The sequence below is a fragment of the Apilactobacillus micheneri genome (assembly GCF_002993975.1).
Classification (GTDB): domain Bacteria; phylum Bacillota; class Bacilli; order Lactobacillales; family Lactobacillaceae; genus Apilactobacillus; species Apilactobacillus micheneri.
The window spans coordinates 83614-106202 of sequence record NZ_POSO01000004.1; the positions used below are offsets into that span (position 1 = coordinate 83614).

Sequence of the window (22589 nt, forward strand, 5' to 3'; positions counted from 1 at the left end):
TACCTCTTTTTCTATTTGAAAATTGGATGTTTACTTGTTAATAAATGTACCTGTTCTTTAACTTTATCTAATACAGAAGAATCATCATGATTTTCAATTGCTTTAGATATTAATCTGGCAACTTCTCTTGAATCATCTTCATTAAAACCACGAGAAGTAATTGCTGGAGTCCCTAATCTTAATCCACTAGTAACAAATGGACTTAATTGTTCATCAGGAATGGCTTCCTTGTTAGTTGTAATTTTTAATGTATCTAATAATGCTTGAGTTTCCTTACCATTCAATTGCGTATTAGTTAAATCTAAGACCATTAAATGATTATCGGTTCCACCTGAAACTACTTTAATATTTGGAGAGTTTTTAAATTCATCAGCCATTGCTTTAGCATTTTTAATTACTTGTTCACAATAAGTTTTAAAAGATGGTTGCAAATCTTCAAAAAAGCAAGCTGCTTTACCAGCAATGACATGTTCTAAAGGACCACCCTGGGTACCAGGAAACAATGAGGAATTTAATTTTTTAGCATACTTTGCTTGTGATAAGATCATCCCACCACGAGGGCCTCTTAAAGTTTTATGGGTAGTCGTTGTAACAACATCAGCAATGCCAATTGGACTAGGATGTAATCCAGTTGCAACTAGACCTGCAATATGAGCCATATCTACCATTAAATATGCGCCCACTGCATCAGCAATTGCTCTAAATTTATTCCAGTCAATAGTTCTACTATATGCAGAAGCTCCGGCAACGATTAGTTGTGGCTTAATTTCTTTAGCCTCTTCTAAGATAGCATCATAATTTAGTTCCTCTGTTTTAGGATCTAATCCATAAGAATATGATTTGTAAATTTTCCCAGAAAAGTTAACTTTAGCACCATGAGTTAAATGACCCCCAGCATTTAAATCCATTCCTAAGATTTTATCACCAGGTTTTAAAAATGCAGCATACGCAGCTTGATTAGCCTGTGAACCTGAATGTGGTTGCACATTGACATATTCAGCACCAAATAATTTTTTGGCACGATCAATTGCTAGGCTTTCAGAAACATCAACGAAGTCACAACCTCCGTAGTATCGCTTACCTGGATAACCCTCAGCATATTTATTAGTTAATACCGAACCTTGAGCTGCCATCACAGCATTTGAAGCAATGTTTTCAGAGGCAATCAGTTCAATAGTATGTTCCTGTCTATCTTTTTCATCATGGATTGCATTCCACAATTCTTTATCTACATTTACATAATCATAATTCATGGCGTTCTCTCCTCCAAATATAGGTTACTAAATATAAGTTACATCTAAAGTATAAATTATAAATAATAAAAATGCATCTTTATCTTAAATGAAAATGAACTTGGCCAGCTGATTTATTTAGTCTATTCATATAAGCTTCACCAATTCCATCAGATGAAAATGCCTGAGTTAAAATCGATTTAACTTCTGGTTCATTATCAAAATGTCTTAATCCGGCAAATAATAAATGACTAGCAGAATTAACGTTATCGCCTAAACTAAAAGTTTCAACATTATCTGACCAATCATAACCATTAATATTATGATTGTCCGCCATAATACCAACTGGATGGTCTTGTTTAGCAGCCCAATCAACTGCTTCTTGCCATTCATCTTCGTCATCAACAATATAAACTTGAGCATTAGGTGCGTAATGCTTATATTTCATACCTGGAGCTTTGGGAACTTGATCATCTGCCACTTTAGTTCTTTGATCCAAAACTGGCTTATGAATGACTTTAGAAATTTGTTCTGCAGTAATTGCACCTGGTCTAAGAATAGCTGGCTTATCAGTAGACATATCTAAAACTGTAGACTCAACACCATATTTAGATTCACCATCATCTAAGATTCCTGCAATTTTTCCCTTTAAGTCATGATAAACATGTTCTGCTTTAGTTGGACTAGGTTTACCAGAAGTATTAGCTGAAGGACCTACAATGGGCACTCCAGCCTCTCTAATTAATGATAATGTCACATCATTGTTAGGATTTCTAAAAGCAGCTGTATCTAGGCCACCAGTAACTGCTTTAGATAAAACATCAGGTTTTAATTTAAAAATAATTGTTAATGGTCCTGGCCAAAAAGTATCTAATAAACTTTGTGCTTCTTTCGATAATGGTTGGGCGTATTGTTTAACCATATCTGGTCCGTCAACATGCACAATTAAAGGATTATCACTTGGACGGCCTTTTGCAGCATATACTGCTTTAACTGCTTTTTCATTGGTGGCATCTGCACCTAAACCATAAACAGTTTCTGTTGGAAATGATACTAATTGACCATCATTAATGTCCTTAGCAGCAAGCTTTAAATCTTTTTTAGTATAAATATTTGTATCCATAATTTATCACTTTCCTTTTAATATCTGACTCTTACCATTCTAGGATTACCATAAAAATCATCCCTGGTAGTAATCAAAGCATTAGGCAGTTTTTTATTAAAAATATCGACAACTGCTGATTTTTGTTTAAAACCTATTTCTAGATATAAATCACCATGATGATGAAATGAGATAGACTGAATATAACTAGCAATTCTTTCATATATAAATAGGCCATGATTTTTAGCAAACAATGCTTCATGCGGTTCATATTGAATAACACTAGCATCCATATACTTAAGTTCATCATCTGCTACATATGGAGGATTACTTATTATTACATCATAATCTTGATTAATATTTTCAAATAAGTCACTACTAATAAATTTTACATCAACTTGGTTAGCTTTAGCATTTTTTTTAGCAACTGATAAAGCACCATCTGATATATCAGCAGCATCAACATTCCAATTATTCTTTTCCATTTTTAATGAAACGGCGATTGCTCCACTACCTGTTCCCATATCTAAAATGCTTAATTTATCTTTGGAACCATAGTCAGATAGTACCCATTCAACTAATTCTTCTGTTTCTGGGCGTGGAATTAAGACATTCCTATCAACATAAAATTCATGTCCAAAGAAATTAGCTTTACCAATAATATATTGTGGAGGGTATCCCTCAATATATTTATTAACGTCATTAAAATATTGTTTTAAATCATTTTCGTTCATTTCATCACGATAATGAAGTAATAAGTGAGTAGTATCTAAATTAAATCTTTCCATCATCAAAAATTTGGCAATTTCTTTATCCAAATTTTTATCCTCTATACACAAAGAAGCCCTTTTTTGGGCTTCAAAATATGTCATCTTATTCATTCTTTAACTGCTCCAACTTCTTAGCTTGGTCAGAAACAATTAAGGCATCAATAATTTCGTCCAAATCTCCATTCATCACTTTATCTAACTTATTTAAAGTTAAACCAATACGATGATCAGTTACACGATTTTGTGGATAATTATAAGTTCTAATTCTTTCGGAACGATCACCAGTACCAATGGCAGCCTTTCTTTCGGAATCATATTTATCTTCTTCTTGTTGTTGGTAATAGTCATAAACACGAGCTTTTAAAACTTGCATTGCTTTTGCACGGTTTTGTTGTTGTGAACGTTCATCTTGCATAGCAACTACAATTCCAGTAGGCAAATGAGTCATTCTAACCGCAGATGAAGTCTTGTTAACATGTTGTCCACCAGCACCAGAAGCACGATAAACATCAGTTTTGATATCTTTAGGATCAATATCAATATCAACATCTTCAGCTTCAGGCATAACCCCAACAGTCGCAGTGGAAGTATGAATACGGCCTGCTGATTCGGTTGCAGGCACACGTTGTACACGATGAGCTCCATTTTCAAATTTAAGTTTAGAGTAAACTTTTTCACCCTGAATCATAATGGCAATTTCTTTAAAACCACCTACTTCAGTATCACTTTGATCAATAATAGAAGTTTTCCAACCTTGCTTTTCAGCGTAACGAATATACATATCGTATAAATCAGCAGCAAATAGACTACCTTCGTCACCACCAGCAGCACCATGAATTTCCATAATAATATTTTTATCATCATTAGGATCTTTAGGTAATAACATGATTTTCATTTTTTCTTCTAATTCTGCTTTTTGTGGTTCAAGTTCACTAATTTCGCCTTTAACCATTTCGTTCATATCATCGTCTAACTTTTCAGCTAGCATTTCTTTATCTTCATCTAACTGAGCAGTAATCTTTTTATATTTATTAAATTCACTAACAATATCACGAAGACTACCTTCTTCTTTAGATAAAGCCATAAAACGTTTTGTATCAGCAATCACTTCTGGATCACTAATTAATTCATTTAATTCATCATAACGGTCAACAACCGCTTGTAACTTTTCAAATATTTCATCCATAAATTAAAGTCCTCACTTTCCGATTAAATCTAATGGTGGGTTGAAGTAATGTTTGCGACAAACTGGGTAGTATGATTCATTACCGCCAACTTGAATTTGCTCACCTTCATAAACTGGTTTAGCATCATGAAAGCGTAAATTCATAATGGCTTTTCTACCACAGAACCAACAAATTGTTTTCATTTCTTCGATTTTATCTGCATAAAGGAGCAAGTTTTCAGAACCTTCAAATAATTTATTTTGAAAATCATTTTTTAATCCGAAAGCAATTACTGGGATATTCAGTTCATCAACAATTTTAGCAAATTGTAGTACATTTGCTCTACTTAGAAACTGTGCTTCATCAACTAAAATACAACTGGCATCTGGATTAATTTGTTTTACCATTTCAAAACAGTCAGATTGAGTATCAATTACATGCGCACTTCTACTTAAACCTACTCTTGAAGAAACGGTTCCTCTTTCTTCTCTGGTATCTAGAGCACTAGTCATAATAATTACTGATTTACCTTGTTCCTCATAATTATGAGCAACTTTAATAATTTCAATAGTTTTACCACTATTCATTGCCCCATAACGATAATATAGTTGAGCCATGGTACAACTCGCTTTCTCTTTTTATTTTCATTATTATTATAGCTGATTTACAGACTAATTTCGATAGTATGAAATAAAGTTAATAAAATTGACATAATTATATGCACTTTTACGGTCTATAATAGTAAAGTGTGATAAAATTTTGAATATTATATCAATAAGGAGCGCATTCACAATGTCACTTAGAAGCGAACTAGCAACTATTGCTGGAAAATCATCATACTGGTTCTTACATACTTTCATGAATGGTGGAAGTTCATTACCAGGTAAAATAACTACTAAGATTGATCCTGCTATCTTAAAACATTTAGGAAAAAACTATGATGTAGTTGTTATTACTGGTACTAATGGTAAGACTTTAACAACTGCCCTTACTGTCCAAGTTTTAAAAACAAAATACGATAATGTATTAACCAATCCTTCTGGATCTAACATGGAACAAGGATTAGTTACTACCTTTTTAAAAGCCAAAAATAATAAGAATAAACGTCCACTTGCAGTTTTAGAAGTGGATGAAGCAAATGTAGTTAAATTAACTAAGTATATTAAACCGGTTGCATTTGTCTTTACCAATATTTTTCGTGATCAAATGGATCGCTATGGTGAAATCTATACTACTTACAAAAAGATTATTGATGGTGTGAAATTAGCACCCAAAGCTACTATTATCGCTAATGGTGATGCACCTATCTTTAATTCTGTAGACTTACCTAATCCTAAAATATATTATGGATTTAAAAATCATAATGATGAAAAGGATATGAAGGCAGAACCTAATACTGATGGTATTTTATGTCCAGTTTGTGAAAACATTTTGCACTATCACTATATTAGTTATGCTAACTTAGGTAATTATTTCTGTCCTCATTGCGGTTTTAAGCGTCCCATTTTAAGTCATGAATTAACCCAATTGGGTCAATTAACTCCTAATTCATCATCATTTACTGTGGATGGACAAGAATTATCAATCGGTATTGGTGGCGTTTATAACATTTATAATGCACTAGCTGCATATTCAGTCGGCCGCTTTTTAGGGATTGAACCTGAAAAAGCTGCTGAAGCTTTTCATTCTAATGAAAGAGTCTTTGGTCGCCAAGAACAAATTAATGTTGAAGGCAAAGATGTTACTTTAATTTTAGTTAAGAATCCCGTTGGATTGAATCAAGTTATTGATATGATTTCAAAAGAAAAAGAAGAGTTTTCATTTATTGGTCTATTAAATGCTAACTATGCTGATGGAATTGATACTAGTTGGATCTGGGATGGCGAATTTGAACGCTTAAAGGATATGCCAATTAAAAAATATATCACAGGTGGCGAAAGATATCGTGATATTACCTTTAGATTAAAAGTAGCTGGTGTTGATGAAAACATTCATGATGTTGAGCCAGATCTAGAAAAAGTAGTAAATGACATCCCAGACTTACCAACAAATAAGGTATATATTTTAGCTACTTATACTGCAATGATGAAACTTAGAAAAGATTTTGCAGAAAAAGGATACATCAAGGGAGGCATTGAATAATGGCAAATAAATATACACTAAATATTGCTCATCTATATGGCGATTTAATGAACACCTATGGTGATTTAGGTAATATTTTAGTTTTAAAATATTATGGCAAAAAAATGGGGATTGATGTGCAATCTAACGTGGTCAGCTTAGATGAAGGCTTTAAAGCAGATGATTATGATATTGCTGTATTTGGTGGTGGCCAAGATTTTGAACAAACTATTGTTTCAAAAGATATTCAAACTAAAAAAGATGAAATCAAAAAATTTATTGAATCAGATGGTTGTCTATTAGCAATCTGTGGTGGTTTTCAACTACTAGGTAAATATTATATTGATGCTAATGGCGATAAAATTCCTGGTATTGGCGTATTAGATCATTATACAGAACAACAACATGATAATCGTTTCATTGGTAACATTTTAATTAAAAATGAAGAAACTGGTGAACAATACCATGGATTCGAAAATCACCAAGGTGTCACTTACACAGGCAAAGGAGAACGTCCTTTAGGTGATGTTGAAAAAGGTTATGGTAACAATGGTCAAGATAAAGCTGAAGGTGCTATTTACAAAAATGTTTATTGTACCTACTTTCATGGACCAATTTTAGCTAGAAATAACATCATTGCTAAACATATTTTAATTAAAGCACTAAAAAGACGTTATCCTAATGATGACTTTTCAAGACTAGAACAAATGGATGTTGAAAAATCTTATTAATCAAAAAAGCTTGGAATTTATTTCCAAGCTTTTTTATTTTCATCTAAATAGGTTTCGATTAGAGGCTTTCTTCTTTCAATATAATATTCATTTGGTGCTTTAGGATGAACCCGATTGGATAAGAAGATCATTGCTCGTTTTAATTTGGGGATTATAACCATGAATGTTCCTGTATATCCAGACTGCCATATAAATTTCATTCCATGATAGTGAAGCAATTCGAATCCATAACTACGTCCTAAAGCATGAGAATAAGTTTGATCATCATAAAATTGTTTTACTAATGCTGATGAAATAATTGGATTGTCATCAGGATATAAAATAGCATGCACAAATTTAATTAAATCATCCATATTACTAAATAATCCTGCTGATCCACAATCTGATCCTAATATTTGTGCTTTAGGATCGTGAACTGAACCTTGTAATAAGCCTTTTTTATCATCATAAACTGTAGGAATACATTTGTGCTTATCTTTTGGAGCAAAAGAACTATTATTCATGTGTAATGGTTTTAATACCCATTCAGTAATTAAGTCGTGAATTGATTTTCCGGTAATTTGTTTAGCAATTAAGCCTAAGAAAATAAAATTAACGTCAGCATAGTGCATTTCATGGTTCAAACCTTTTCCTGCTTTTAACTCAAGTAATGCCTTAATCAGTTCATCATGATTTAAGTTATTGCGATTATTAATATACCCTTCAATTCCAGAAGTATGGGTAATTAAATTTCGCACAGTTACCTTTGGATATTTCCATTGAGGTAAATACTTACTAATAGAATCTTCCATATTAAGTTGGTTATCATCAACTAATTTTAAAATTACCATTGTGGTACCAACAACTTTAGTGATTGATGCCATATCATATATTAAATTATCTTTTAATTTTATTTTTTTAGGTACTAATTCACTGTTACCAATCAAATGTCTTGCTACCTTGTTGCCATCAATAAAGGCATAATTAACTCCAGGAACAACCCCATCATCAACTAGTCTATTTACCATTTCAATTGTTTTTGGATAATCCATAATTTTCACCTGATTTATTATTTCATATAAAAAACACTTTCGAATTTACATCATAAACTAATGATTTATCGAAAGTGTTTTATTTAATTACATTATAACTTGATTTTATTTTAAATGCTTAATTTATAAATTATTACCTATAAATTGAGAATTATACAAGTCAGCGTAAAAACCATTTTGTTTCATCAATGAATTATGATCACCAGTTTCAATGATTTGTCCATGATTCATTACAATGATTTTTTCAGCATTTTGAATTGTAGACAAACGGTGAGCAACTACGAAACTAGTACGTCCTTGTATTAAATTATCCATAGCTTGTTGAATCATTGATTCTGTCTTAGTATCGACTGAACTAGTTGCTTCATCCAAAATAAGAACTTCCGGATCAGCAACAAAGGCACGAGCTATAGTAATTAACTGACGTTGACCTTGTGAAATGTTAGTAGCATTTTCATTCAGAATAGTGTTATAACCATCTGGAAGTTTTTGAATAAAGCCATCTGCTTGTGCTTCTTTGGCTGCATTATAGGCATCTTCATCAGTTGCATTCGCATTTCCATACTTAATATTATCAAGAACCGTTCCAGTAAAGAGCCAACTATCTTGAAGGACCATTGAAATATGTGAACGTAATTCCGATTTACTAAAGTCTCTTGTATCCTTACCCTTAAATTTAATAGAACCAGAATCAATATCATAAAATCTCTCAAGTAAATTAATAATAGTGGTTTTACCAGCACCAGTTGGTCCAACAATCGCAACCGTAGTGCCCTGTTTAACATGTAAATTAAAATCTTGAATTAATGGTGTATCAGGTAAATATCTAAAGTCAACATTTTCAAAAGTGATTTCATCATTAGTATCTTCAATTTTGTTATTAACAGTTTGATCCTGCATTTCAGGTTCATCAAGAATTTTAAAAATACGTTCAGCAGAAGCAATGGTTGACTGAATAGTATTAGTTAAATTAGCCAAATTAGTTATAGGTTGATTAAACATATTTACATATTGTAGAAATGCTTGAACATTACCTAAAGCAATGGTTCCAGCAGCAACCTTGATTCCACCAAAAACTGCAACAAATACATAATTTAAGTTCTTAACAAAATTCATCAATGGGAACATGAAACTTGAAACAAATTGAGCTTTCCAAGCAGATTGATAATATTTGTCATTTTCTTTTTCAAATTGTTGAATAGTTTCTTCTTCACGGTTAAAAGTTTTAATGATATTACGACCCGCAAAGTTTTCTTCAACTTGACTATTAACTTGACCTAAATGTTTTTGTTGTTTACTAAAGAATCTTTGAGAACGAGGAGTAATTACTCCTACAATAACTGCAATTAATGGGAATGTGCATAAAGCCACTAATGTTAAAGACCAACTAATAGTTGTCATCATATAAAGTACTCCAAAGAATAACAAGACACTGGTAATTAATTGAGTTAAATTAGTTTGCAACATTGTGGAAATATTATCCATATCGTTAATCATTGTAGACATAACATCCCCATTAGCATGGGTATCATAATATGAAATTGGTAAACGTTTTAACTTAGACTTCATATCTTTTCTCAATTGATAAACAACCTTTTGAGAAATGTAAGTCATAATAAATTGTTGTCCCATGTTAAATAAAGCAGCAGCAACATATAAAAATCCCACTACTAGTAAAATGTGACCAACTGCACCAAAATCAATTGGAATACTTCCAACATGTAGCCCAGCCTTTTTCATTTCAAAGGCCTTCATAATTCCTTTATAAATTTCAGTAGTGGCTTCACCTAAAATTTTAGGAGTAACAATCTGCAAAACTGTTGCAACAACTGCCATGATTAAAGTAAAGATAATTCCAATTAACCAAGGCTTAACATATGTTATTAATCGCCAAGTAGAACCCCAAAAGTTGTCAGCACGTTTTTTATTGTTATTTTCCATTATTTGGATCCTCCCTTCTTGATTTGAGAGTCTAAAATAACTTTATAATATGGATTATCTTTGGATAATTCTTTGTGTGTTCCAGCACCAACTAATTCTCCATTATTTAATACTAAAATTAAATCAGCATCTGCAACTGTAGAAATTCTTTGTGCAACAATTACAGTAATTGCATGCTTAATTTTTTCGTCTTTATTTAGACCTTGTCTTAATTCAGCATCAGTTTTGAAATCAAGCGCTGAGAATGAATCGTCAAAAATATAAATTGCAGCATCTTTTAGAATGGTTCTAGCAATAGCTAAACGTTGCTTTTGCCCACCAGAAAAGTTTTCACCATTTTGTTCAACTTTAGCATTTAAGCCCCCTTCTTCTTTAATAAAGTCGGAAGCTTTGGCTAAATCTAATGCATGCCATATTTCTTCATCACTTGCATTTTCATTTCCATATTGCATATTTTCTTTAACTGTACCCGTAAATAAGACTGCCTTTTGTTGAGTTAAAGAGATTAAAGCATGGAGATTTTTTTGCGATATATCTTGAATATTAGTACCATTGATTTTAATAGCACCAGAAGTAACATCATATAATCTTGGAATTAAATCAATTAAACTAGATTTACCAGAACCAGTTTCACCAATTACAGCAACTGTTTGACCGGCTTTAGCTGAAAAGTTAATGTCCTTTAGTGATAGATTTTTGGAATCTTGATATTTAAAATCAACATGGTCAAAACTTAAAGTATTATTATCCTTTTCAATCTTATCAGGATGCTTAGGATCATTGATTGAATTTTTAACATCGAATACTTCATTAATACGTGAAGCAGAGGCTTGTGCTCTAGGAATAAAGACAAATAGGAATGATAACATCATAAAACTAATTAAGATTTGAGTAGCATAAGTCATGAATGCAACTAAGTTACCAACATCTAATCCACTATTGGCAATCATTTTGGCACCAAACCATACGATTCCAACATTAGTTCCACTTAAAATAAAAGTCATCAATGGAAACATTAGAGAAACTAGCATAAATACACGAATTCCAGTACTAGCATATTTGGTATTATATTTATCAAAACGATTTTGTTCATAATCATCGCGATTGAATGCTCTAATTACTCTAACGCCAGTTAAACCTTCTCTGAATACTAAGTTTAGTTTATCAGTTTGACCTTGCAATTTCTTAAACATAGGACCAGCAAATGACATAATAATAGCAACTACAATTGCTAGCACAACTAAAGCAGCAAAGAAAACAATTGTTAATCGCGGACTCTTAAAGAAAGCCAATGACATAGCACCAATTAGCATAATTGGTGACATAATCATCATTCTTAAAACCTGAATCATTACATTTTGAATTTGAACAACATCATTAGTATTTCTAGTAATTAGTGATGCGTCACCAAATTTATCCAAATCTTGATCAGATAAATACATTATTTTACGATACATTGCTGAACGAATCTTCTTCCCCATTTTTTGGGATTGAGTTGCCGCAAAATAAATATTTCCACCAGCAGCTACTACACCGATAAAGGTAACAAATAACATTTTAAATCCTTCACTCCAAATGTAAGGAACGTTATTTTTAGCTACCCCATTATTAATTAGATTTGAAGTAACAGTTGGTAGGTATAAATCACAAGATACTTGAACCACTAAAAATAGCACAGCTGCTAGCACTGCACTCCAAACTAAATATTTTTTAGCTAATTTTATCAAGGTTAATCTTCACTCCTTCTTTATATATATTTATAAATTTTAAAAAATACAATTAGTATTATTCTAATATTTATTGATTAAAATTTAAATTAAATAATCTTCTATATAGAAAATAAAAAAACGTCGCACAATGCGACGTTTAATAATTGGGTATACTGGGCTCGAACCAGTAGATTGCGGATTCAGAGTCCGCTGCCTTACCAATTTGGCGAATACCCAAAAATATATTACATTTATTAATGTTAAACTTATGCAATAAAACTGTCAACACTATTGAACGATTGACAATCTTAATAGTTTCAAGTAACATAATTATTGTTAATATTTATTGCCCGCTGGTCAAACTGGTTTAAGACGTCGCCCTCTCAAGGCGGAGTTATGGGTTCGAGACCCATGCGGGTGATTATTAGAAAAAGACAAGTCATTAAATGACTTGTCTTTTTTGTTATTATTAGTAGCTAAATGCTAAATATCCACTTTTTTTCCATCTATGAGTAAGCTGACTAACACTAATAGTCTTATTTAATCCATCATAAGCATCTTTATAGAAAAATACTTTTCGGTTGAATCCAATTAACATCACACAATGTTGATTATCATCTAACCACATTATAACTGGACGATTTCTTAATAATTGTCCCCTAATTCGACGATATGACTTATTATTAAGCAGTTTAAAAGACCCTTTATTATTAATAAATAATCTAAAAAAGTCATTAGGCTTATATGAATTTTTATTATCTAAAAACTTAATAACCTCATCAATTGATAAATGATAACCAGAATATGATAAAAGATTCTGTGCAGCTACAACAGCATTATCATATTGATGATCAACTTTAAAATGTAATTTCAGTAAACGATAATTTTTCCTAACAAACTTATGAGATACCCAACCTTCATTGACCACTCCACAGAAGTGAAACCATAATTGCTTTTTATAAAATCCTATTTTATCTATTTCTAACTTATTATAATTATTTTCCTTGGAAAATGGACAACGCTTACTTTTAGCTTCTTGCATTTCATTAACGTACCATTTTTCCATTTTGAGATGTTTCAACCTCACGTAGAAAGGATTTATTCTTTCACTTGCGATTGCATTTGCTTTCATTAATTCACCCTCAATACATTAATTATAACAATAATCAGTTAATTTTATTAATATTTTATGCTGAGAATTATAAATGTTTTACACAATCTTATAATATGGTAAAATTAATTATGTAAGTTTTGGGGTCGTTATGGATTCGACGGGTATAGTTCGAATTCGAATGGCGTTACGTAGCGGCGTCTACGCAAAACCGTCCAGTTTTAAATTTTAACTGCAAACGAAAATTCAAACAACGCTACTTTTATGGCTGCTTAATAGGCGCCTTGTAGCAATCCGATTTAGCTTTACCTATGGGTTAACATTGGGTTTTATATGAAATAGGTTACGCTATTCAACTCACACTTGAAGTTGGTAGAAGAGATTAATCAGGTTAGCTAATCATGATAGCCTTGGTGTATGGCGTTTTGATTAGTGAAATTCAAATAATACTCCTATGAGCGTAGAAATTCGAATGGCGATATGCTCGGACGCGGGTTCAAATCCCGCCGACTCCATTAGATGATTAAAGGTTGTTATAATCAGTGATTAAAAGCATTGATATAGCAACCTTTTTATTAGTTTTCAAGGATAAAATGAATAAATTAAGTATAATTTTATAGCATTCACTTTGGCATTCAATGGCATTCATTTTAGCATTCAAAAAAACATAATTTAAAATTAAATATGTACGTGTGGGACGGGATTACTAAGCTACTACTCTATTGAGTGGCTTTTTTATTTACTATCAAAGTGTAATAATATAGTTGTAATAATATAGTTAAAAAGGTTGTGTATATTCAAATGGAGATTTTTAATGTTTTAATGATATTAATAATACTAGTTGTTTTTGTTAGTGGATATTCAAAAAAATTGTTACAAAGTTCAAAAGTGTTTTATTCATTAATGGCTTTACTTATAATCTATGGTTTTGTAAACACATTTTACTTTGTATCGATACTAATGAATAAATGATGTAATTCTATTACCGTAAGCAATTTATATTTATAATTGGCTTGCCCTAATTTAGGGAAAGCCCATGATATTAGTTATTTAGGTTTCCCATTTTGGAAAAATAGCATTAAATCAACAATCAAAGCTCAATATTTAGCTCTCATGAGGTCATATTGACCTTATCGTTGGTTCATATCCTCGAAAGTCCTAAAATAGGATTCTCGACCTTAAATACATGCTACAAAGTCCGTTGTTGTCTACTTACCATTTATATGGATAAGCGAAACCACTTTTGGTTTGGGCTAACGGACGCAATTTTGCGTTGGGCTATTCGTAATTAACTAATTTGTTAAACACGATAATAGCAATAAACTAAATAACAATGTACTATGGACTTATCCAACATAATTCATACATTTCTATCAATCAGCTACTGGTTTAATTATCGGTAGCTTTTTTTAGTATCTGACAAGCCAATTTAACTCCGCAACTAAAATATTTAAGCGTAGGGGGTGGTGTTTTGGCACCTACTACCGTATTCCACATTTTTAAGGATTACCGCTATCGGCTTGTTCTATTTTGGAATAATCAAAATAAGGAGTGTTTAAGGTAAACACCCCATTTAATATCCATAAAACTGGGTAGCAAAGTATGATCTAGCATAACGATTCGTTCTACCAGTTGCCAATTTTGGGAAGTTGGTAAGGAGTATGTAAATTAAATAAACCTTAATAAAATACAAAGGGGTCACCATTTTAGCGACCCCTTAATACAATCGCAAAACACGACATTATTACATAAAATCAAACTGTAATTATCTGTAGTAAAAGTTGCATTCATGTATGCACTCATATGTTTAATATATGCACCAATAAAAGCCTCTATAAAGGCAATCAGAGTCAATGTGTTAAGGGTTGAAACAAAATTTCCAACCATATTTTTCACACTTTTTATGTATGCAATGAAGTACCAATTTAGCACCACATTGCAATGAATGAAATAAATTATCAGAAACCAATTTAGAATTATAACTAAAAATATTAAGGGTAAAAATGTCAGTCGCGATATACAAAAAGGGCATGTCCAAAATTGGGCACACCCAAATAGATGTTAATCTAATGATATTATTATATTTATTAGTCTAGAGTACAAGATTTATAGATTTTTAATAAAATCACTTTACATTTTTCTTTAATTTTAAATAGTAGAATATAACATCAAAAATGTAAAAAACACAAAGTGCGCCATATAAAAGTAAAGATAACCATAGAGATGTTAATAAAGTTGATAAAAAACTAACACTGTTAAATTTAAATAACATAAGTTCCAATAAAGAAATAATTGAAACCAAAAATAAAATAGCAGATGATGACAACAATCTACTCATTATTTTAATATTACCATTCATACTTTTAACAATTTCAGATGCTTTTCCATCAGAATAATTAATAAAAGAAAAGCTACCAAATATAAGTGATGAAGATATTGATGAAAAAGATAAGCACCCGCTCATAACAGAATTAAAATTGGCAATATTAGAAGGAGAAAATTTAATAAATATAAGAAAAACAAATATCAAAAATATACTGACTTTTATTATAAACGTTTTTCTGAACAAGAACTTTGTTGGTTTATTTTTAGTTAGGTTCATAAATAAATCACCTACCATTGTAAAAATATTAATCTAAATTATTTTCAATTAAATAACTTTTTTGTATAAAATCGTAATTCTGTTGAAATGAATAAATTAACAAATTAAATATATCTTCTATTTCAATAGAATCATCATAATGAATACTACCATTATAATATAAAGAATTCTTTATTAAGTCGATTGAATCTTCTTTGCCATCTTTCATTCCAGATACATTTAATTTTCTGACTTTTGCTTTTTTACTATGAATGCCCAACAAACCACTTACTTTCTCTAATATACTATCTTTATTAGATAAATGAGTTCTAAAAGTTGTTGTTACAAAATCACTCTGTAAATTATTAGCATACTTAAATTGATTGATTAAATCTTCATCTTGTTCATCAATATTTTCAAAATTGCTTGGACTAGCTATAGAATAATCTAATTTCGTAACTAAATCATAATTAGCTATATCTTTCATTGCTTTTCTATTTAATATTAGATTAAAAGACATAGCATTTGTTTCAAGTAAATTTTTTAAAAATCTTTTTATATTTTGTTGACTTATAGAATTATTACCTCTAGTTATAGCTACTATTTGCCTTAATGGATCAATAGCTATTTGAGAAGAAATCATGCTACCAGTATTATTATTTTTGTTAATATTACTTGGTTCTACTCTTCTGTGAGCAAAATCTTTACTGATATCGCCATACACAATTTTTGAATCTCTATCTATACATTCTATATTTAATAAATATAATGGAACGTTGTAATTTGGTAAATCTTCATATTTAATACCAGCTAAATATATTTGCATATCGTTTATATTCAAAACATTTACATTATTATAATTACGATTTTTATAATTAACAAATATATTGTTTAGTTTTTGATTAATATTTATTTTATTTTTAGCTCCTAAAAACATTTTTTAAAAAAAACTTTCCTAGATCTAGAATTTTTTTTCATATTAGATGAATCCATAAATATACTCCTTATTTTCATATTAGATAATGATATTATAATATAAAAGAACAAAAAACAGTAGCCCCAATAAGGACTACTGTTATATCTAATATGAAAACAATAATTATTTTAACATAATTAACGATATATGGATAAAATAGGTATGCTCAATTTTGGGCATACCCACATAAACATTAATTTAATAGATTTCTGACCGTTTCTCGAATATCCAATAACGGTGGACGAAAATTCGGCTACCCCTACTTTGGATTATACAAAACAGGTTGGCTTAATTTTCAGCTACCCTAGGGTAACCAACTGACAACCAGTAGCAAGATATATTCTGATAACGAATTTTTGCGTTTTCTAATTTGGAAATAAAACAATTTAAATTGTTAATCATCATAAATAAAAAAAGGTGTCCTCAAAATTGAAAACACCTAACATATGAAAATCAATACAGTTAGTTTTTAAAGCCCTTGATATTCTTTATATTATAATAATGATCTAATTTAGAATCCAAAAAATAAATACAATGTTCAATTTCTGACATTTTTTTATAAAGAGTATTTTTTTGTTTATTTAACATATCGATTCTAGTATCTATAGTTCTTATTCCAGCTCTTCTAAGAATAGCATAAGTATTAATTTGTTTTATAGGCATCCCTGTTCTTTTCAATTTTTAATAGACTCTACCCATTTAAAATCATCATAGTTATATTCTCTTATATTATTTTCATCCCTTTTAGGATAAATAAGCCCTATTTTTTCATAATACCTTAATGTATCAATAGATAATGAAACCTTTTTAGAAAATTCACCAATTTTCATGTTTTTCTCCTTGACCTAGAGTTCACTCCAGAATTTATTATTTAATCAATTAAAGATATTGGAGGCATTTATTATGAATAAAAATAAAGGAATTAATGATGTTGTAGGAAGTTCAGCTGAATCAATAATGAATAAAATATTAAAAGTTGACCCAGATATTAAATACTTAATAGAAGATATTGCACATAAAATATATAATAGATCAGGATTAGATTTAAAACAAAGAGAAATGAAAGCACCCATAGTTTTTGAATGCTTTAAAAGGGTTAGAAACTAAAAATGACTTTTATAAGGTGGTTTATTTTAAAATATTATTTTTTATAAAATTTAATATTTTTGCTTATTATTTATAATTGAATTTTTCTAATCTAAACAACCTTTCATCATCTAATTTGTTATTATTATTTTTAAAGTCATATCCCATTGTCCTATAAAAATTCAATGCAGTAATAGATGAAGGAATCTCAACTCTTTTAGCTCTTTTAAAATAAATATCATTTTCTAGTGTATTAATAATAGTTTTTCCAATTCCTTTTCCTTGAAATTCAGGATCAACAAAAATATTAAAAAGACTACTTTCATCACTCTTACCCCAATAAGGTCCAATTGAACCAGTACCAACTATTTTATTATTAATTAAACAAATATAACAATGTAAATATTTGGATCTATCAATAAAAAATTTAGGAGTTCTTTCACCTATATCTTTTCTTAGATAATCAATATCATAATCTTTAATATTATTAGTCATCATTGTTTTTGAAACAAGATTTGATACTTCTTTGGCATCCTCATACTTAAATAACCTAATAATCATATAAAATCACTTCCAAGTAATGAATAATTAAAGTATATCATTTTTATTTAAAATAAAATCACTAAAAAAGGTGCCCTCAAAATTGAAGACACCTAACATTATAAAGAATCTATGATAAATAATTATAAATAATAGAACTTAGTTTTTTAGCAGCACCTATACCTGCTTTAGAATCATAATAATCAGTAAATCTTTTATCATTTAAATAAAGTTTAGCCATATATTTATGGTAATCCTTACTATAATTCTTATTTATTAACTTTAACCAGTTTTGGTGTAGATCAAATATCTCTTTGTCGTTGCTACTATCATTATTTTTCACACTATTGCTTAATAAATTAATTATTTTATTACCAATATTTTGGTAATATTTTATATTTTCTTCTGACAAGTTGGAAAAGTCTTGATTACATGAATCCATAAAATCATATCCATACTTTTGTCTTAGTTCTTTACCATAATTTTTTTCATTACTATTAATATGATTTTGCTTAAAAATTGATAATTTTTCATTATCACTCATACTTGTATTCTCCTTCTGGACCCTTTTAATCATTTTAATTTTGTTATCAATACTTTCCCTTTTATTTAATAGATGATTAAGATGCGTTTGTAATTCATCATAAAAAGATAAATTACTTGAAGACAAAATAGTCTTTATTCTATTAAGACTAAATCCTAGATTTTTATAAAAAAGTATTCTTTGCAAAATTACAACATTACTTGAATCATATACACGATAATTATTTGATGATCTTTTAGGGCTTAATAAATTTATCTCATCATAATAATGTAAAGTTCTAACTGTTAGTCCGGACATTTCAGCTATTTCTTTTGTTGAATATTTCATAGTACTATTTCCTCCAACAAGTTCATTATCTTCTATGACTTAACGTAATAGTCAATACTTAATTATAAATATACAAAAAAAGATGTTATCCAAAATTATCAGATAACATCTTTTATATATATTTATTTAATATTATATCCAGTCACTTCAAAATTTCCGTCCGAAGTAAAATGTAATTTAGTTAAGCTGCCGTTTTCTGGTCTTTTGCTAACATCGAACTTACCATTAGCAAAACGATCAACTAAACTAAGTACTGCTGGTCCATGACTAACTAATAATACTTTACCGTTATTTTGAATATTAGGATCATCTATAATTTCCTGGAGTCCTTTATCCCAACGTTTCCAATAATCTTTGCTATTTTCTGCCTGATGGAAAGGATCCATTTCATGAAAAGCATCCTTTATCCCATCTGATCCTAATTGTTTAACCATATTAGAATAAGAGTCAAATTTATTAGAAGCGGCTAAAGTATAATTAGTTGTATCGATATTACTACCTTCAAAAGAACCATAAAATACCCCTCTCAATAATGGAGTATCTACTATAGTGTCAGTATTTGAATGATAAAGATTATTATCACAAATAGTTTTTGCTGTATATCTAGCTCTTTCCATATCACTACAATAAATTGCATCAAATTTTTCACCAGATAATTTATCCGCAATTTTTTGTGCATCATCAATTCCTTGTTTAGTTAAGGGAGTATTGCTCCAACCTTGCATTTTACGATATATATTATAATAAGTTTGTCCATGACGAACTACATATAAGTCAAACTCTTTCATTATAAATACCTCCCTGTTTGTTTAATAATTATATCAAAATAAATAATAAAAGTTCAGTAAAGTTATTTAATGGACTTTTTTATAAAAATATTTTTGTACAACCAAAAACTGCCCAAAATATAAAAAGTAACCACTAATTAATAGCAGTTACTTAATAATAAATCATTTAATTATTTTAAACGCATTCGAATCATTTTTCCAATTTCTGCAACAATCAATGTTACAGCTCCAGAAGCAATAATTATTAACCAGTCTAATAAACTAATGTTAGAAGTATAGAAATATGATTGCATAAATGGAACATAAGTCAAGATTAATTGTAATACAATCATTAAACCAATAATCCAGAAAGCTTTTATATTAGTAAATATTTCTTTAGATATTGCTGGTTTACTAGTACGAATATTAAACAAGTAGAATATTTTACCAAATACTACCACATTAACGACCATTGTGCTTGCAACTGACTCAGCATATCCATGACCAGTTAACCATTCAAATACTACAATCCCCATAATCGCAATCAAACATGAAATATAAATCATTTGAAAAACATCATGTTTATTTAATAGGCTATCTTGATTATTACGAGGCTTACGTTTCATAATTCCATTTTCTGCTGGTTCAAAAATGAAAGCAAATTGAATGGTAATTGCTGAAACCATATTAATCCAAAGTAATTGCGTTGGTTGTAATGGCATTTCTTTATTCATCAAAATCGTAAATGCGATAATCAAACCTTCAGCGAATGAAGTTGGTAATAAGAATAGAATACTCTTCTTAATGTTGTCATAAATTCGACGACCTTCTTTAATAGCTACCGCCATTGTACTGAAATTATCATCAGTCAGAATCATATCAGCAGAATCTTTAGCAACGTCGGTACCTTCTATTCCCATCGCTACACCAATATCTGCCTTTTTTAAAGCTGGTGCATCGTTAACTCCATCCCCGGTCATAGCAGTTACTTTGCCAGCATCTTCAAGGGCTTGAATAATATCCATTTTATTTTTAGGTGTTGTTCTAGCAAATACTTGGTTATTTAATACTGCATCTTTAAATTGTTCATTAGACATTTCATCTAATTGTGCACCGGTTACTGCACTGATCTGGTCAGCTAAGCCTAATTGTTCACCAATAGCTTTAGCAGTAATTGGATTATCACCAGTTATCATCTTTAAACGAACTCCGGCTGAATTCATTTCTTTAAGTGCCTGAATCACTTCTTCTCTTGGTGGATCAATAATAGCTGCTAAGCCTAAGAATGTAATGCACTCATTCAATATCTCATGAGTGATTTCATTTACATCATCAGCAACATCTTTATATCCAACAGCAATTACACGTTTTCCTTGCTTGGATAATTCATTAATTTGATTATTTAAATATGTTTCATTAAATGAACTATCATTTTTATCTGTCATATTAAATAATTTATCAGGAGAACCTTTAATAAAAATCTTCTTTTGACCGTTTTCATCACGAACTAGCTTAGCAATGTAACGATAATCAGAATCAAATGGTAATGTATCAACTTCTTGGTAATTAGCATGATTAGGATAATTAAATTCCTTATGGTACAAAGTTAAGAATGCCCCATCAGTTGGCTCACCATTAATTTCCCAATTGTTATTTTCATGTGTTAAAACAGTATCATTTGCTTCATAACCTGATTCTAAAAACAATTTCATTTTAGAATCCATTTTAATATTTTCACCGTTAAGTTGAATATGTCCTTTAGGATCATATCCATCACCAGTAACTGTATAATTTTTATCATTAATGATAATGTTTTTAACAGTCATTTCATTTTTAGTAAGCGTTCCTGTTTTATCGGTTGCGATGACATCAACTGATCCTAATGTTTCAATCGCAGGAAGTGATTTAATAATAGTATGTTTCTTCTTAGCCATATCAATAACACCCATTGCAAGAACAACAGATGTTGTTGCAGGTAATCCTTCAGGAATAGCTCCAACTAGCATTGATACAACTGCTAAAGCTAAAACTGATAATGAATAAGTTTCCATAAACAGACCTAGTATAAATAGCAAAATTGAAACCGCTATAATTACATAAGTAATTTGGGTACCTAACTTATCTAGTTCAATCATTAATGGTGATTTTCTAGATTTGGTATTACTTACTTCAGAAGAAATTTTACCGATTTCTGTGCTAGCACCGGTATCAACAACAATTCCCTTACCACTACCAGATGTGACTGAGGTTGATGCATATGCCATATTCTTTCTTTCAGCTAAAGGTGTTTTATCATTATCAATAACACCTTCAATTTTTTCAATTGAATCAGGTTCTCCGGTTAGTGCTGCTTCTTGAATTCTTAAATTATCAGCATCAAAGATTCTTAAATCAGCAGGTACATTATCACCTGCTTCTAAGAAAACCACATCACCAACTACTAGCTGCTCTGCAGAAATGTCATCACGAGTACCATTACGATAAACAGTTGCTTTTGTTGATAGCATTTGTTTAATCTTTTCCAAAGCTTCAGAGGCATTCGCTTCTTGGTAATATCCAATTAAAGCATTAATAATTACCACTAAAGCAATAACCAGAGCATCAGAGTAATGACTCATCAATAAAGTAATTAATGCCGCCACCATTAAAATATAAATAATCATATTATTAAATTGGCGCACAAATAGTTTCCATTTAGGCTCTTTTGCAACTTCAATTTTATTTAGTCCATCTTTATCTAACTGATTACGAACTTGCTCATCATTCAAACCAGCTTTTATATCTTTAATATTATATTTTTCTATTATTTGATCAACGGTTAATTGGTAATTTTCTTTATCATTCATTTATATCT

The 22589-nt window shown here is 30.1% G+C and carries 20 protein-coding genes, 2 tRNA genes and 1 other RNA gene; 5 read left to right on the top strand and 18 right to left on the bottom strand.

Translation table 11 applies throughout. The annotated features are described in order from the left end of the window. Window positions 1-11: 11 nt before the first annotated feature. The 5 genes from glyA to C7N41_RS06460 all read right to left on the bottom strand — a co-directional run bounded on the left by glyA (window position 12) and on the right by C7N41_RS06460 (window position 4887). A complete protein-coding gene (gene glyA, locus C7N41_RS06440) occupies window positions 12-1253 on the bottom strand; it encodes a serine hydroxymethyltransferase (RefSeq protein WP_105964872.1) in 1242 nt (413 codons plus the stop codon). Between the two features lie 79 nt (window positions 1254-1332). Continuing rightward, the gene (locus tag C7N41_RS06445; protein WP_105964873.1) at window positions 1333-2355 is read right to left on the bottom strand and encodes an L-threonylcarbamoyladenylate synthase; all 1023 of its coding nucleotides are present in this window, start codon (window positions 2353-2355) and stop codon (window positions 1333-1335) included. A gap of 17 nt (window positions 2356-2372) precedes the next feature. Further along, a complete protein-coding gene (gene prmC / locus C7N41_RS06450; protein ID WP_105964874.1) occupies window positions 2373-3215 on the bottom strand; it encodes a peptide chain release factor N(5)-glutamine methyltransferase in 843 nt (280 codons plus the stop codon). Continuing rightward, window positions 3208-4290, bottom strand: a complete 1083-nt coding sequence (prfA, locus tag C7N41_RS06455; protein WP_105964875.1) for a peptide chain release factor 1 — start codon at window positions 4288-4290, stop codon at window positions 3208-3210. Before prfA ends, prmC begins: the two co-directional genes overlap by 8 nt. Before the next feature lie 12 nt (window positions 4291-4302). After that, entirely contained in the window at window positions 4303-4887 is a 585-nt protein-coding gene (locus C7N41_RS06460; RefSeq protein ID WP_105964876.1) for a thymidine kinase, read from the bottom strand. A gap of 175 nt (window positions 4888-5062) precedes the next feature. Here C7N41_RS06460 and C7N41_RS06465 point away from each other — a divergent pair, with 175 nt between their 5' ends. Continuing rightward, on the top strand, window positions 5063-6412 hold the full coding sequence (locus tag C7N41_RS06465) for a Mur ligase family protein (RefSeq protein WP_105964877.1): 1350 nt from the start codon (window positions 5063-5065) through the stop codon (window positions 6410-6412). Then, the gene (locus tag C7N41_RS06470; protein ID WP_105964878.1) at window positions 6412-7122 is read left to right on the top strand and encodes a type 1 glutamine amidotransferase; all 711 of its coding nucleotides are present in this window, start codon (window positions 6412-6414) and stop codon (window positions 7120-7122) included. The genes C7N41_RS06465 and C7N41_RS06470 overlap by 1 nt, the downstream gene beginning before the upstream one ends. 17 nt (window positions 7123-7139) lie before the next feature. On the opposite strand, the gene C7N41_RS06475 is transcribed toward C7N41_RS06470, so the two are convergent. From C7N41_RS06475 to C7N41_RS06490, 4 genes are all read right to left on the bottom strand, one after another. Next, window positions 7140-8153 (bottom strand): serine hydrolase domain-containing protein, encoded by a 1014-nt coding sequence (locus tag C7N41_RS06475; protein WP_105964879.1) that lies wholly within the window; start codon window positions 8151-8153, stop codon window positions 7140-7142. 123 nt (window positions 8154-8276) lie between these two features. Next, complete coding sequence (locus tag C7N41_RS06480) at window positions 8277-10094, bottom strand: ABC transporter ATP-binding protein (RefSeq protein ID WP_105964880.1); 1818 nt, start codon at window positions 10092-10094, stop codon at window positions 8277-8279. Continuing rightward, window positions 10094-11821: an ABC transporter ATP-binding protein gene (locus tag C7N41_RS06485; protein ID WP_105964881.1), complete on the bottom strand. Its 1728-nt coding sequence runs from the start codon at window positions 11819-11821 to the stop codon at window positions 10094-10096. The genes C7N41_RS06480 and C7N41_RS06485 overlap by 1 nt, the downstream gene beginning before the upstream one ends. Before the next feature lie 146 nt (window positions 11822-11967). Then, window positions 11968-12040 (bottom strand) — tRNA-Gln (locus C7N41_RS06490). Window positions 12041-12150: 110 nt separating this feature from the next. Between C7N41_RS06490 and C7N41_RS06495 the strand changes: the two genes are divergently transcribed. Then, window positions 12151-12224 (top strand) — tRNA-Glu (locus tag C7N41_RS06495). Between the two features lie 48 nt (window positions 12225-12272). Here the strand turns inward: C7N41_RS06495 and C7N41_RS06500 are convergent. Beyond that, on the bottom strand, window positions 12273-12935 hold the full coding sequence (locus C7N41_RS06500) for a hypothetical protein (RefSeq protein ID WP_105964882.1): 663 nt from the start codon (window positions 12933-12935) through the stop codon (window positions 12273-12275). Between the two features lie 121 nt (window positions 12936-13056). Between C7N41_RS06500 and ssrA the strand changes: the two genes are divergently transcribed. Then, window positions 13057-13432, top strand: a transfer-messenger RNA (tmRNA) gene (ssrA, locus tag C7N41_RS06505). 1607 nt (window positions 13433-15039) lie between these two features. Here ssrA and C7N41_RS06510 read toward each other — a convergent pair. From C7N41_RS06510 to C7N41_RS07815, 4 genes are all read right to left on the bottom strand, one after another. Continuing rightward, on the bottom strand, window positions 15040-15516 hold the full coding sequence (locus tag C7N41_RS06510) for a hypothetical protein (protein ID WP_105964883.1): 477 nt from the start codon (window positions 15514-15516) through the stop codon (window positions 15040-15042). A 28-nt stretch (window positions 15517-15544) separates the two neighbouring features. Next, window positions 15545-16432, bottom strand: coding sequence for a hypothetical protein (locus C7N41_RS06515; protein WP_105964884.1), 888 nt, complete (start codon window positions 16430-16432; stop codon window positions 15545-15547). Window positions 16433-16933: 501 nt separating this feature from the next. Continuing rightward, a complete protein-coding gene (locus C7N41_RS07810; RefSeq protein WP_225362882.1) occupies window positions 16934-17149 on the bottom strand; it encodes a MerR family transcriptional regulator in 216 nt (71 codons plus the stop codon). Further along, window positions 17146-17301, bottom strand: a complete 156-nt coding sequence (locus C7N41_RS07815; protein ID WP_225362883.1) for a MerR family DNA-binding transcriptional regulator — start codon at window positions 17299-17301, stop codon at window positions 17146-17148. The genes C7N41_RS07810 and C7N41_RS07815 overlap by 4 nt, the downstream gene beginning before the upstream one ends. A gap of 73 nt (window positions 17302-17374) precedes the next feature. Between C7N41_RS07815 and C7N41_RS06525 the strand changes: the two genes are divergently transcribed. Continuing rightward, window positions 17375-17578, top strand: a complete 204-nt coding sequence (locus C7N41_RS06525; RefSeq protein WP_105964885.1) for a hypothetical protein — start codon at window positions 17375-17377, stop codon at window positions 17576-17578. Window positions 17579-17644: 66 nt separating this feature from the next. Here C7N41_RS06525 and C7N41_RS06530 read toward each other — a convergent pair whose 3' ends face one another. The 4 genes from C7N41_RS06530 to C7N41_RS06545 form a co-directional block, all read right to left on the bottom strand. Then, window positions 17645-18118: a GNAT family N-acetyltransferase gene (locus C7N41_RS06530; protein WP_105964886.1), complete on the bottom strand. Its 474-nt coding sequence runs from the start codon at window positions 18116-18118 to the stop codon at window positions 17645-17647. Window positions 18119-18227: 109 nt separating this feature from the next. Further along, on the bottom strand, window positions 18228-18968 hold the full coding sequence (locus tag C7N41_RS06535; protein WP_105964887.1) for a MerR family transcriptional regulator: 741 nt from the start codon (window positions 18966-18968) through the stop codon (window positions 18228-18230). Between the two features lie 122 nt (window positions 18969-19090). Next, window positions 19091-19756: a histidine phosphatase family protein gene (locus C7N41_RS06540; protein WP_105964888.1), complete on the bottom strand. Its 666-nt coding sequence runs from the start codon at window positions 19754-19756 to the stop codon at window positions 19091-19093. A 170-nt stretch (window positions 19757-19926) separates the two neighbouring features. Beyond that, complete coding sequence (locus tag C7N41_RS06545) at window positions 19927-22581, bottom strand: HAD-IC family P-type ATPase (RefSeq protein WP_105964889.1); 2655 nt, start codon at window positions 22579-22581, stop codon at window positions 19927-19929. Between the last annotated feature and the right edge of the window lie 8 nt (window positions 22582-22589).